12 protein-coding genes are annotated in these 12,127 nt (G+C 43.2%); 9 read left to right on the top strand and 3 right to left on the bottom strand.

The annotated features are described in order from the left end of the window. Window positions 1-90: 90 nt before the first annotated feature. Both BET10_RS15240 and elbB read right to left on the bottom strand, forming a co-directional pair. The gene (locus BET10_RS15240; RefSeq protein ID WP_070986448.1) at window positions 91-483 is read right to left on the bottom strand and encodes a c-type cytochrome; all 393 of its coding nucleotides are present in this window, start codon (window positions 481-483) and stop codon (window positions 91-93) included. Window positions 484-646: 163 nt separating this feature from the next. Then, window positions 647-1,297, bottom strand: a complete 651-nt coding sequence (elbB, locus tag BET10_RS15235) for an isoprenoid biosynthesis glyoxalase ElbB (protein ID WP_070986447.1) — start codon at window positions 1,295-1,297, stop codon at window positions 647-649. A 430-nt stretch (window positions 1,298-1,727) separates the two neighbouring features. Here elbB and polA point away from each other — a divergent pair, with 430 nt between their 5' ends. The 3 genes from polA to BET10_RS15220 all read left to right on the top strand — a co-directional run bounded on the left by polA (window position 1,728) and on the right by BET10_RS15220 (window position 5,958). Beyond that, the gene (gene polA / locus BET10_RS15230) at window positions 1,728-4,493 is read left to right on the top strand and encodes a DNA polymerase I (protein WP_070986446.1); all 2,766 of its coding nucleotides are present in this window, start codon (window positions 1,728-1,730) and stop codon (window positions 4,491-4,493) included. Window positions 4,494-4,880: 387 nt separating this feature from the next. Beyond that, entirely contained in the window at window positions 4,881-5,453 is a 573-nt protein-coding gene (locus BET10_RS15225; RefSeq protein ID WP_070986445.1) for a YceI family protein, read from the top strand. Beyond that, window positions 5,437-5,958, top strand: a complete 522-nt coding sequence (locus tag BET10_RS15220) for a DUF1285 domain-containing protein (protein ID WP_070986444.1) — start codon at window positions 5,437-5,439, stop codon at window positions 5,956-5,958. Before BET10_RS15225 ends, BET10_RS15220 begins: the two co-directional genes overlap by 17 nt. A 9-nt stretch (window positions 5,959-5,967) precedes the next feature. Here the strand turns inward: BET10_RS15220 and yihA are convergent, their stop codons facing one another. Continuing rightward, complete coding sequence (gene yihA / locus BET10_RS15215; protein ID WP_070986443.1) at window positions 5,968-6,609, bottom strand: ribosome biogenesis GTP-binding protein YihA/YsxC; 642 nt, start codon at window positions 6,607-6,609, stop codon at window positions 5,968-5,970. A gap of 312 nt (window positions 6,610-6,921) precedes the next feature. On the opposite strand from yihA, the gene BET10_RS15210 reads away from it, so the two are divergent. From BET10_RS15210 to BET10_RS15185, 6 genes are all read left to right on the top strand, one after another. Next, on the top strand, window positions 6,922-7,554 hold the full coding sequence (locus tag BET10_RS15210) for a c-type cytochrome (protein WP_070986442.1): 633 nt from the start codon (window positions 6,922-6,924) through the stop codon (window positions 7,552-7,554). Window positions 7,555-8,237: 683 nt separating this feature from the next. After that, window positions 8,238-8,879, top strand: a complete 642-nt coding sequence (locus tag BET10_RS15205) for a class I SAM-dependent methyltransferase (protein ID WP_420820126.1) — start codon at window positions 8,238-8,240, stop codon at window positions 8,877-8,879. Then, a complete protein-coding gene (yihI, locus tag BET10_RS15200; RefSeq protein WP_070986440.1) occupies window positions 8,876-9,454 on the top strand; it encodes a Der GTPase-activating protein YihI in 579 nt (192 codons plus the stop codon). Before BET10_RS15205 ends, yihI begins: the two co-directional genes overlap by 4 nt. Next, window positions 9,454-9,969, top strand: a complete 516-nt coding sequence (locus tag BET10_RS15195; protein WP_070986439.1) for a DUF2489 domain-containing protein — start codon at window positions 9,454-9,456, stop codon at window positions 9,967-9,969. Before yihI ends, BET10_RS15195 begins: the two co-directional genes overlap by 1 nt. 286 nt (window positions 9,970-10,255) lie before the next feature. Beyond that, window positions 10,256-11,191, top strand: coding sequence for a hypothetical protein (locus tag BET10_RS15190; RefSeq protein WP_070986438.1), 936 nt, complete (start codon window positions 10,256-10,258; stop codon window positions 11,189-11,191). Between the two features lie 36 nt (window positions 11,192-11,227). Further along, the gene (locus BET10_RS15185; RefSeq protein ID WP_070986437.1) at window positions 11,228-12,127 is read left to right on the top strand and encodes a DUF350 domain-containing protein; all 900 of its coding nucleotides are present in this window, start codon (window positions 11,228-11,230) and stop codon (window positions 12,125-12,127) included.

Below are 12,127 nucleotides of genomic sequence, written 5' to 3'. Positions count from 1 at the left end.
AAGTTCAATATGGGTGACTTTGGTTGAGGTTTTTTGAACTTACACGGCAATATCGAAGGAGATCGAGCGATCTCCTTAATTTTATTGATATTATTTAGCTGTCATAAATTCAATTGCTGCAGCAATCTCATCATCAGAACAGTCCATACACGTACCACGAGGTGGCATTGCGTTGAAGCCGTTGATTGCATGATCTAACAATACATCAGCGCCTTTTGCTAGGCGAGGAGCCCAATCATCAGCTGTTTTTGGTGCACCTAACGCGCCAGTTCCGTGACAGGCAAAACATGCGGCTTGATATACTTGTTCACCAGAGCGAGGCCCGCTTGGTGCCGCTTCAGCGGCGCTCTCTGCACCAGCCAAATATACGCTGCCAACAGGTGCGATACGTTTCTGAATTGCTTCTTCAGTTAAAGCATTGTCATAAGGCTGCGCTACTGCGGCCGTTGATAGCAATAATAATGCTGCAGAAAGTTTTTTCATTTGTCTTGCTCACTTCATTTGGACGTGATCAATCACGATAAGATGACGGAATTTCTAGCGATTATAACGCCACCAACTAATTTATAAAACTAAACTTGTGTATATTAGAAGAAAAATGCCCAATTTATTGCTTTAGCGCAAATATAGGCAACTGCTCCATCACTTAGGACATGTCCAAAAGTGCTTTGATCGCCTTTTGGATCCCACTTGATGCTTCTGTGATTGAGCCTGCTAGCATATAGGCTGGAGTACTGATTACTTTTTGTTGTTCGTCAACAACAATCTCCTCAACTCCACAAGTAACATGTTTAGCACCCAGTTGTTCTGTCGCAGCTGCGGTTTGCTCATCATTACCGATTGTGGCAAGGGTCCCTTGGGGGTGAATATGGCCGATTAGTGCTGGCGCTATACATAAATATGCAATTGGTTTATGTTGTTGTGCAAAGCTTTGACAACATTGTTTTAGTAGCTCTAAGATAGTTGATTGTGCACCTTCAAAAGCAAAACTACTGAGGTTCTTGGCAACACCAAAGCCACCAGGGAGCACTAAAGCGTGGAACTCATCAACGTTTAATAACGATAAGTCCTTAATGTTACCTCGTGCGATACGCGCAGCTTCCTCTAGAACATTGCGTTGTTGTGCTTGCTCTTCACCAGTTAAGTGGTTGAGCACATGATGTTGTTGAATATTGGGTGCGAAGCATTCATAGCTTGCCCCAAGTTGCTCGATGTGCAGCATCGTTAAGACAGATTCATGGATCTCTGCTCCATCAAAGACGCCACAGCCACTCAAAATTATTGCGATTTTTTTCATATGTACTCCCTCTAATGTAAGATCTTACAGGCTTATGCTTAATTGTAATTAACAGCGAAGAAAAATATTATAAAGGATCTTATTTGATCTTGGATCAATTGTGTTAGTATACCCGTCCGCTCACAAAATAGAGCTTGATTTTTGTACAGCTTGTTCTAATCTTTGTGAGCGCCAAAATGTTTTTCCACATTTTAGGCTTAAATAATAATAAAAAAAGAGTTTGCTTTTCTCTTTAATATCAAAAACTTAAAATATACGGTAAATGTTTTAAAACATTCTTGCTGCAATCGGCTGTGTTTATCTACAAAGTTATCCACAGTTTATTCGAGCCAACACTGATTATCTTCTTCGTTTTTATCCCTCGTTTTATCTGTGTCCTTATGGCATCCTTATGTAGTTATTTAAAAGCCCATTTAGGATCCCCTTTATTATGTCTTTGATCCCTGAAAATCCTTTGATCTTGGTTGATGGTTCTTCTTATCTTTTTCGGGCGTACCATGCGCCACCGCATCTTACTAACTCAAAAGGAGAAGCAACAGGTGCTATTTATGGCGTGATCAACATGCTCAAGAGCTTGTTGAAGCAATATCAGCCAAGTCACATGGTGGTCGTGTTTGATGCCAAGGGACCAACATTTAGAAATGAGATGTACAGCGAGTACAAAGCTCATCGACCGCCCATGCCTGATGATCTGAGGTCTCAGATCAAGCCAATTCACGACATTATCGAAGCGATGGGGTTGCCGCTTGTTAGTATTACTGGCGTAGAAGCCGATGACGTCATTGGTACATTTGCGCGTATCGCGGCGGAGCAAAAACGTCACGTGTTGATAAGCACGGGTGACAAAGATATGGCTCAGCTAGTGAATGAACATGTCACACTGATTAACACCATGACCAACACAGTGCTAGACCCACAGGGGGTGGTGGATAAATTTGGTATAGGTCCAGAGCTTATCATCGATTACTTAGCGTTAATGGGTGATAAGGTTGATAACATCCCTGGTGTGCCTGGTGTTGGTGAAAAAACGGCATTGGCTATGTTACAAGGCCTTGGATCGATTGAGAGTATATATCAGCATCTTGACGAAATCGCTGCGCTTGGCTTTCGTGGTTCTAAAACCATGGCTAAAAAGCTTGAGGAGCATAAAGAGCAGTTAGAGCTATCTTATGAACTTGCGACTATCAAACTTGATGTTGAGGTTGAACAAGATCTGGAGCAGTTTGCGATTGCGCCTATAGATAAAGATAGACTGATAGAATTGTATGCCGAGTGTGAATTCAAGCGCTGGTTAAGTGAATTGCTTGACGATGCCAGTGCCGCGAGCAAACCAGATATTGCCGATATCGAAGCATCAGGTAGCGCACCTATGGCACAACAGCCAGAGGCTAATTATGAGACTATCTTAACCGAAGAGCAGTTAGAGCGTTGGTTGGATAAATTGCAATCAGCGCCATTGATGGCCTTTGATACAGAAACAACAAGCCTTGATTATATGCAAGCTGACTTGGTAGGAATGAGCTTTGCGGTCGCACCCAGTGAAGCTGCCTACCTACCTATCGCACATGACTATGTTGGTGCCCCTGAGCAATTACCAAAAGCCTTGGTGTTTGAAAAGCTAGGTGCGATTTTAGCTGACGATAAAATAAAAAAGGTTGGGCAAAACTTAAAGTATGATAAGAGCGTATTGGCCAGAGCGGGGTTAGAGCTCAATGGCATCGCCTTTGATACTATGCTGGAGTCGTATGTGTTCAATAGCGTGGCAACACGCCATGATATGGACTCATTGGCACTAAAATACTTGGGCCATAAAAATATCAGCTTTGAAGAGATTGCCGGTAAAGGCAAATCGCAGTTGACGTTTAATCAAATTGAGCTGGAAAAAGCGGCCCCATATGCGGCAGAAGATGCTGATATTACATTGCGACTACATGAACATTTATGGCCATTGTTAAAACAGCAAGACAAGCTACAAGACGTGTTTCTCGATATCGAATTGCCACTGTTATCTGTGCTGTCTGAGATTGAACGCACCGGCGTGAAAATTGACTCATCAATGCTCGCGCAGCAAAGTGTGCAAATCAGTGAACGCTTAGCTGAAATTGAAAAAGAAGCATTTGAATTGGCAGGTGAAGAGTTTAATTTAAGTTCACCAAAACAGCTTCAAGTCATTTTGTTTGAAAAGCAGGGATTGCCAGTTGTTAAGAAAACGCCCAAGGGCGCGCCTTCCACCGCTGAAGAAGTGCTACAGGAGTTAGCGCACGATTATCCGCTACCAAAACTCATCATAGAGCACCGTGGGTTAGCTAAATTAAAGTCCACCTACACCGACAAATTACCCAAGCTTGTTAATCCTGACACTGGGCGGGTCCATACGTCATATCATCAAGCGGTTACCGCGACAGGTCGCTTAAGCTCCAGTGATCCTAACTTGCAAAACATTCCTATTCGCAACGAAACGGGTCGTCGTATCCGCCAAGCATTTATTGCCGATAAAGGTAAGCAGATATTGGCGGCGGATTATAGTCAGATTGAATTGCGGATCATGGCGCACTTATCTCAAGACCAAGGGCTGCTGAATGCTTTTGCGCAAGGCAAAGATGTGCACAGTGCGACCGCATCAGAAGTTTTTTCCGTACCGCTAGAGGAAGTTACCTCAGACATGCGTCGTAAAGCGAAAGCGGTAAACTTTGGTTTAATATATGGCATGAGCGCATTTGGTTTATCTCGCCAGTTGGATATTCCGCGTCATGAAGCGCAGCATTATATGGATAAGTACTTTGAGCGTTTCCCAGGCGTATTGGAATACATGGAGCGCACGCGTGAAGAAGCCGCAGAGCGAGGTTACGTGGAGACATTGTTTGGCCGTCGTTTGCATTTGCCTGATATTAAAGCGCGCAATGGCGCTCGTCGAAAAGCGGCTGAGCGTGCCGCTATCAATGCACCGATGCAAGGTACTGCGGCAGATATCATCAAAAAGGCAATGCTTAAGGTGAGTGACTGGCTACATACCCAATCTCGCGATGACATAAAACTACTTATGCAGGTACACGATGAACTGGTATTTGAAGTGGCAGAAAACAAAGTGGCGCAATTTAGCGATAAAATCTGTGCACTGATGAGTGAAGCCGCGACCTTGGATGTGCCTTTATTAGTAGAAGCTGATCATGGTGAAAACTGGGAACAAGCGCATTAAAGTGCAAGTTCGAAGGGGTTTTTACCTAGATAGGGAAAATTAATTTATTTATAAAAGGGCGTGTGACGCCCTTTTTTACTGGGCTATTAGTAAAAAAAGCGTAAATAGGGACAACGGAATGTTTATAAAATATCAAATTGGCCCAATTTTTGCCTCTGGGCGTTTATTTCTGTAAGTGGTTTTGTTACAGTGCGCGCGTCCTCATCCTGTAGGACATCCTGTTGATGATGTATCTCTCGCAAGAGGATACAACGTATTGATAGCTTCTCCCCAGATTGCTATAACGGCTCACTGAATTTGGTGAGCCGTGTTTTTCTTTTCATTCATGTATCATTGAGCATTGCGTGTTAATATTAGGATTCTTCATTACATAAAAAGGATCATGTCATGCTTAAGTCTGTACTACTGTGTGCAAGTTTGCTTTCAACTCAAGTGTTTGCAGCTTGGCAGTTAGATAATAGCCAAAGTGATTTAAGTATCACTTCTATCAAAAAGAGCGCGATTGCTGAGAATCACTATTTTAAGGAGCTGGAAGGTACACTTTCAGATGATGGAGAATTGGAGTTTTCAATTGATCTCAAAACCATTGAGTCCATGATCCCTATCCGTAATCAGCGCATGCAAGAGATGCTATTTAATGTCAGTAGCTTTCCTAAGGCGAATATCACTGCAGATTTAAGCAAATTTTATAAGACGCTAAATAACGGCATACAGGTAATTAAATCGGTACCAGTTGAGTTATCACTACACGGCCAACAACAGACATTAACATTGGATTTAGTGGTAAATAAGAATAACCAGCAACTACATGTAACGCCGCAGCGCGCTGTCCTGATTAAGGCAAGTGACTTTAACATGGTGGCAGGTATTGAAGCTCTAAGAAAAGTAGCGGGTCTAGACAGTATCGCGACAACAGTACCGGTAACCTTTAGCTTGGTATTTAATGAGCAAGCTAAGTGAATTAGTCGCTGAGCTTGTTACCCCACATGCCCCAACTGAAAAATGGACGGGGCAAACCTGTGGTATGCTAGACATGCGTATTGATAGGCAGGGTCGTTGGTTTCATCAAGGTGGAGAAATAAAGCGACTGGGGCTACTGAAGTTATTTGCCAGTGTACTCAGCTGTGAGCAAAACACTCACTGGTTAACGACTCCTGCTGAACGCTGCGAAATAGCCGTAGAAGATGTCGCCTTTCTAGTAACCAGTTGGTATAGCCATAAGTTAGATGATATGGATGTGCTGGTGGCCGTGGATAATTTAGGAAGAAAGTGGCCGATTTGCCAGCAGTATCCACTTGAGTTGCGTTGTTTTGAGCAACAGCAATTACCCTATCTAGGTTTAAGCAATGGTCTACATGCCAGAGTGGCGAGAAATGTCTACTACCAATGGGCTGAGATTGCTGAGCAAGACAAACAGGGCGTTTATCTGCGCTCAGCAGGCATACAGTTTTATCTAAGTGAATAACCTTTAAGGTTATTCACTATCTTCAGTCTGTTCCTCAGGCTTAACAAAGGGTCCTAAATACCAATCATCAAGTTTCCAAGCCAGCTCGTTTAAACCAATACCTTTTAAAGATGAAAATGCATGGACTGTAATATCAGCGTCTAACTCCGCCAGTGCTTTGCGTACTTGCAGAACCTCAGCTTTGCGCTTGCCTTGTTTGAGCTTATCTGCTTTGGTCAGTAGTGCCAGAATAGGGATTTCACTGTCAACAGCCCAGTTAATTAGATCCATATCTAAGTCTTTCAGAGGGTGGCGAATATCCATTAGCACGACAAGCCCTTTTAAGCTTTTTCGCTTTTGTAGGTACTCGCCCAATGAACGTTGCCATTTCTTTTTCATTTCGATGGGGACTTTGGCAAAACCATACCCAGGAAGGTCGATTAATCGTTTTTCTTCGTCTAATTCAAAGGTATTAATGAGCTGTGTACGACCAGGAGTTTTACTAGTACGCGCCAACTTTTGATCTGTTAGGGCATTTAGAGCGCTCGATTTCCCTGCGTTGGAGCGACCCGCAAACGCGACCTCGATACCCGCATCAGCAGGCAGCTTAGAAATATCAGGGGCACTGGTAATGAAACTAGCAGTATGGTATTTAATCCGAGATTTGAGCACTGGCTCTCCTAACAATAAAACAAAATGGCTAAAACAAGCTTAGTTTATAACACTTAGTGGCGTTGCAAAAGCAGGCATTGTTGACTCAGGATGCTTTTAAAACTGCTTTTGGGTAGGATTAGAACTTAATCTAGGTCAAAACCCCATAATTTATAAGCTTAATGTGGGCAGAAAACGTGCCAGAAAAATTTATATCGTGTAGAATGTAAAAATTGCAACGTAAAGATAAAGATTGTCTACTCAAGTTACGCTGAAAAGCATGTCATCGTGTCTTGGGACTAAATATTACAGGGTCGAAACAGAGAATTTACCATGAAAAAAATAGCATTAACTTTAACAATGTTGCTTGGTACGTTGTCAGCAAGCAACGCAACAGCATTTGATGGCGACGCAGAAGCGGGTAAAGCAAAGTCTGCAACTTGTGCAGCATGTCACGGCCCAGATGGCAATGCACCTGTAACTATGTATCCGAAAATTGCAGGTCAGCATGCTGACTACATTTATAAGCAACTACAAGAATTTAAGCTTGGCATGACATCAGGTGGTAGCGAAGGTCGTATGGACCCAGTCATGAGTGGTATGGCCATGCCTCTTTCTGATCAAGACATGAAGGACTTAGCTGCCTATTTTTCTACTTTAAATATGAGTGAAGGCACAACGCCTGAAGATGTGGTTGCAGCTGGCCAAAAGCTTTATAAAGCGGGCGACGCTGAACGCGGTATTCCGTCATGTGCGGCGTGCCACGGACCTCGTGGTAACGGTACATCGTTAGCAAAATTCCCTAAAATCTCTTTCCAGCATCCTGAGTATATTAAATCTCAATTGCTTAAATTCCGTGATGGAACTCGCAAAAATGATCTCAATGGCATGATGCAGGACATTGCGAAAAAGCTGACAGACAAAGACATCGAAACCCTTTCGAAGTACTTGGGTGGCTTACACTAAAGTCTGATAGGCAGTTTGTACACTCGCGTATAAACTAAGCAAATCGTGCAAAAAGGCAGCGCTCGCTGCCTTTTTTGATCTCTGTAAACAGGTACGATATTCACCCAATCCTTTGTGAGACATTTGCCATTCCAATTTGTGAGATATCTCTTATTTTGTTTTCTGTTTAATGTGTAAGTATTTGTAATTTTGAGGTTTACATATTTTTAATTAAAGACATTATAGGAAATTTACTATTAACCAGTTGTAACTATTTCATTAAGGCGTAGATTAACTGGTGTCGCCAAGACAATAAAACAATACGGATTGAGCGCGATGGAAGCGTAGGTGACAAGTTTAGTACTAAGTCTGGTACTCATCATTATGGAAATAACAATAAAGTGTCAGGATTGACCGATAAAAATAAAAGCCCCATGGAAGTTTAATAATAAAAACAATATGGAAAGGCTCAGGGAAGTAACAATAAAAACAAAATGGAAGACAGCATAATAAAAATAATAAAGACTTAAAAGTCGAAGGGAGAAGTGTCCAGTTTTGAGACGCTCAGATTAGTAGGCGGTAGGGAGCAATCTCTACCGTCTTTTTATTTATGCCTACAAATAGACCTGCTACAATACGCCCCTTAATTAATATTCTGTAAGTCAGTCGTGCAAATAAACTCATCATGTGGCCTGTGTGGTGGTGTGAAGATTACACATTACCATCAGGATAAATTGCGTCATTATTGGCAATGTGAATGCTGCCAGTTGGTATTTGTGGACGAAAGTGAACGATTGACGCCACAGCAAGAGAAAGTGATTTATGACAGCCATCAAAACGATTTAGGTGACGAGGGTTATCGGCGTTTTCTTTCAAGGGTGGCAGACCCCATACTAGCGCGTACTTCTCCGCCTGCTATAGGGCTGGACTTTGGCTGTGGGCCGGGCCCTTTGCTTGCACATATGCTTACAGAAGCGGGACATAAGATGTCAGTATATGACCTATACTATGCTAATGATCCTGAGGTACTTACGGGGCAATATGACTTTATTAGTTGTACCGAAGTGATAGAGCATATTGCACAACCCAAAAGCATTTTGAGCCAGCTGTTTTCATTGTTAAAACCCGGAGCACCTCTGGTGTTAATGACTAAGCTGGTAATAGACAAGACACGTTTTGCAACATGGCACTACAAAAATGATCTCACCCATATTTCGTTTTTTAGCCGCAAAACATTTGCATATGTGGCACAAATTTATGGCAGCGATATCGAATTCGTTGGTAACGATGTCATTATCTTAACAAAACCAGAGGTGCTCGTAGCACCGAGTGAAGAAATATTATGACCAGAAAGAAGAAAACCCGTAAGGTAGCCAGTAATGGTACGCCAAGATTGAGTAAAGAAAAACTCAAAGAGCTCCGAGCAATAAAGGAGCAGCGCACTAAGAAAACCAAAGGGGCGAAACCGGGCTCACGTAATGCCCAAGAAGCAAAAGTGAATAAAGAGCAAACCACGAATAATGGCGCGAAAGATCAGCGCGTAGGTAGTAAAAAGCCTGTTCCGTTGGTTGCTCAAGCATCAGAGCACACGCAAGAACCTGTGATGAAGCGTCATTTGCAACCTCAAGTAGAGTTGAAGAAAGTTAAACCAACATTGTCACCGGAACAAGAACTTGAGCAACTTGAAAATGACGAACGCTTAATGTCGTTATTAGAGCGTCACGAACGTGGTGAGTTATTAACTGGCAAAGATGCGAAATACTTCAATCGCTCAGTTGCGCGCCATCAGGAGCTTTGTGAGTTATTGGGCTTGGATGACGAGTTTGAAGAGCAAGACATGATTGACGATGATCCGTTAGCGGAATTTATGAGTAATGACTTAGCGGATGAGTGGTTAACTGACGAAGACGAGGAAAGGTAATGTCTACAGGGCTGGTAATTGCCGTAATCTGTGGTGCAGCTATCATTGCAGGGTTATCGTTTTATGCGGGCAAATTGCTATGGCAATTAAAAGAGCAAAAAGCGCTGATTGCAAAGCACCAAGCGGAGCAAGCTGAAAAACTCATGCAAGCTCGCCAACAGCGCAACGCCAAACTTGCCGATAGTATTAATCTATTGGCCAGAGCCATGAAAGAAAAACAGTGCGAATATTCTGAAGGGTGTTTGCGGGTGTGGGTACTGATCTCTCAATACAGTTTTGCCGATGAGGTTAAATTGCCAGAAGTTTACCCGGGTGTGCATCAAATGTATGAAGTGGTCAAAGACATGCCCACACATGATGCGCGGAAAAAGTATTCAAAGAAAGAAGTATTCAAGATGGATACTACACGCTGGCGTGCAGAAGAGCAGCTAGAGCAAGCGATATTAGATGATTGCGAAAAGCTGGTCGCGCAGTTTCAGGCACTGCCAGGTAGTGAGAACGTTGTATTCCAGTAAGCGTATTGATATATCTGATATGAGTAAAGCGACCAAATGGTCGCTTTACTGCTTTTGGCTGCCACATTTTTATATTTGCTAACGGATAGATCCGTAAAACACTTATATTCAGAGCAATAGCGGTATATATCCATAGCGGTTATTTTGTTGCAATTTGCAGCTTGGCATCGTGCAAAAGCTATGTGACACTAATACAGGGAATTAAAATAATATGATTGAGTGCTGTGTGTTTGGCGTTATAAACGCTCAATCACAACAGACTTGAATTGGTCAAACGGTGACATGAATGTCGAAAATCAAAGCATGGGAGCTTGTTGGCTTGTTTTTGGTTGTGTGTTTACTGAGTGCGTGCTCTTCAAAAGAAGAGCAATTACAGCAGTCCATCACGCAATCAATTCAACAGGCAGAGACAGAGCTCATAGAATTAAAAGCCGCGCTGGAACAGGGTAGAATTCGTAATGCCACCTTGTTAAAAGAGTATCAAAAAGTATTGCAACAGCAGCGCCCTGAACTATCGCAAATAAGCTCGTTAATCGCGCAAGATGCCACGAGTCAAGGACCGCTCTACACAGGCCTTGCCAATCGTCTCACAGACATTAAAAACCTACCAAAAACGCCGCCTAGTGAAGATACTTTGTTACGCTTAGATGTGTTACATGAAGCGATGAAACCCAGTTTGTTCAACGATGCATTGACGGATCCAATCAACATGTTAGCGGATATGTCAAATGGTGCATTGGCAAGGGTGGGAGCAATTAGTCAGCGTGCTGAAGGGGAAGGAGCGGGTAATCAGCTCGTTGGCAACCCAAATTATGGTCAGTGGCAAACAAACGACAATGGCATGACGTTTTGGCATTGGTATGGCATGTATCGTTTATTAGATGATGTCTTTGATGCGGTAGAGTACGGCGGTTGGAGTAAACGTCGAAAATACAGTTATTACCATGATTATGGACGCTATCGCTATTCAAGTCCTAAACAGATCAAAACACAATCCGCCTTGGAAACTCGCACACGTCAGTCCTATCAGCGCCAAGGCAAACAATTTACTAGCCCTTACGCCAAAAAGCGCAGCGGCGCATCAGGCTTAAGCCGAAGTAGCTACACACCCGTGCGCACGCGTAGCAGTTATGCAAGTACCAGCAGCTATAGTAAAAGTGGCTCGGGGACGGTGCGAAACAGTAGTAGCCGAACATCTCGTGGCGTAAGTCGTGGCAAGTAATGCCGCGTGTAAAGAACAATTGTTGGAGTTATAAAAATGTACGAATTAAATGGAATAGCGATATGGTCTTTACAAGCCTTGGCCATTGATTTTGCAATCATTATCGCATTATTTGTGAGCCTAAAGTTTATTAAGGGCTGGGTATCAAACCTACATGCCAACGACGAGATCACTGAGCGAGACAACTTTGCCTTTGGTATTAGCTTTGCGGGTGGGCTTGCGGCTCTAGCAATTGTGCTGACGGGCGTTAGTAGTGGCTCATTTGCCCCATCTTTGAGCCAAGAAGCGCTGCTGATGGGAGGATATGGACTGCTGGCTATTGTTCTCATCAAATTAGGTCATTTTTTCCAGGACAAAGTCGCATTACCTAAGGTGAGCCTGCACAGTGAGATTGCAAAAGGTAACACCACAGCCTCATTGATTGACTTCGGCCATGTGGTGAGCGTTGCGGTGGTTATTCGCTCTGCGTTATTGTGGGTTGCAACTGAGGGCTGGCATGGTTTACCCATTGTGATTGCTGCGTTCATTATTGCCAACATTGCATTGTTGTTGGTGAGCCAATATCGCGTGCAGTTATTTAAACGAACGAACCGCAGCGGTGACTGCCTACAACAAGCCATTGTTGATGGTAACTTAGCCGTTGGCGTGCGTTATGCCGGCTTTTTAATTGGCAGTGCGCTGGCTGTAACGGCAGCTTCTGGGATAGCGCCGTATGCGGCTGATAATTTACTGGTTAGCTTAACTAGCTGGGCATTAAGTGCGCTGGTCAGTTTGGTTGTGTTTATTCTCCTTCATTTATTGACGATAAAAATCATTTTGGCTGGCTGCGATATTTCAGATGAGGTCAATCGCCAGAAAAATGTAGGGGTTGCAACCATCTCCGCAGCCATCTCTTTTGCCATTGGCATCAGCATGGCGACGTTACTTGGTGCATAG

It is taken from the genome of Pseudoalteromonas amylolytica (genome assembly GCF_001854605.1).
GTDB classification, from domain to species: Bacteria; Pseudomonadota; Gammaproteobacteria; order Enterobacterales; family Alteromonadaceae; genus Pseudoalteromonas; species Pseudoalteromonas amylolytica.
The sequence above is the reverse complement of the archived record's forward strand: the minus strand, read 5'-3'. Positions and strand labels throughout refer to the sequence as shown.

What these genes read in the sequence shown, in the direction of transcription:
- BET10_RS15240 (WP_070986448.1), bottom strand. Translation starts at nt 483, where the DNA reads ATGAAAAAACTTTCTGCAGCATTATTATTGCTATCAACGGCCGCAGTA.
- elbB (WP_070986447.1), bottom strand. Translation starts at nt 1,297, where the DNA reads ATGAAAAAAATCGCAATAATTTTGAGTGGCTGTGGCGTCTTTGATGGA.
- polA (WP_070986446.1), top strand. Translation starts at nt 1,728, where the DNA reads ATGTCTTTGATCCCTGAAAATCCTTTGATCTTGGTTGATGGTTCTTCT.
- BET10_RS15225 (WP_070986445.1), top strand. Translation starts at nt 4,881, where the DNA reads ATGCTTAAGTCTGTACTACTGTGTGCAAGTTTGCTTTCAACTCAAGTG.
- BET10_RS15220 (WP_070986444.1), top strand. Translation starts at nt 5,437, where the DNA reads ATGAGCAAGCTAAGTGAATTAGTCGCTGAGCTTGTTACCCCACATGCC.
- BET10_RS15210 (WP_070986442.1), top strand. Translation starts at nt 6,922, where the DNA reads ATGAAAAAAATAGCATTAACTTTAACAATGTTGCTTGGTACGTTGTCA.
- yihI (WP_070986440.1), top strand. Translation starts at nt 8,876, where the DNA reads ATGACCAGAAAGAAGAAAACCCGTAAGGTAGCCAGTAATGGTACGCCA.
- BET10_RS15195 (WP_070986439.1), top strand. Translation starts at nt 9,454, where the DNA reads ATGTCTACAGGGCTGGTAATTGCCGTAATCTGTGGTGCAGCTATCATT.
- BET10_RS15190 (WP_070986438.1), top strand. Translation starts at nt 10,256, where the DNA reads ATGTCGAAAATCAAAGCATGGGAGCTTGTTGGCTTGTTTTTGGTTGTG.
- BET10_RS15185 (WP_070986437.1), top strand. Translation starts at nt 11,228, where the DNA reads ATGTACGAATTAAATGGAATAGCGATATGGTCTTTACAAGCCTTGGCC.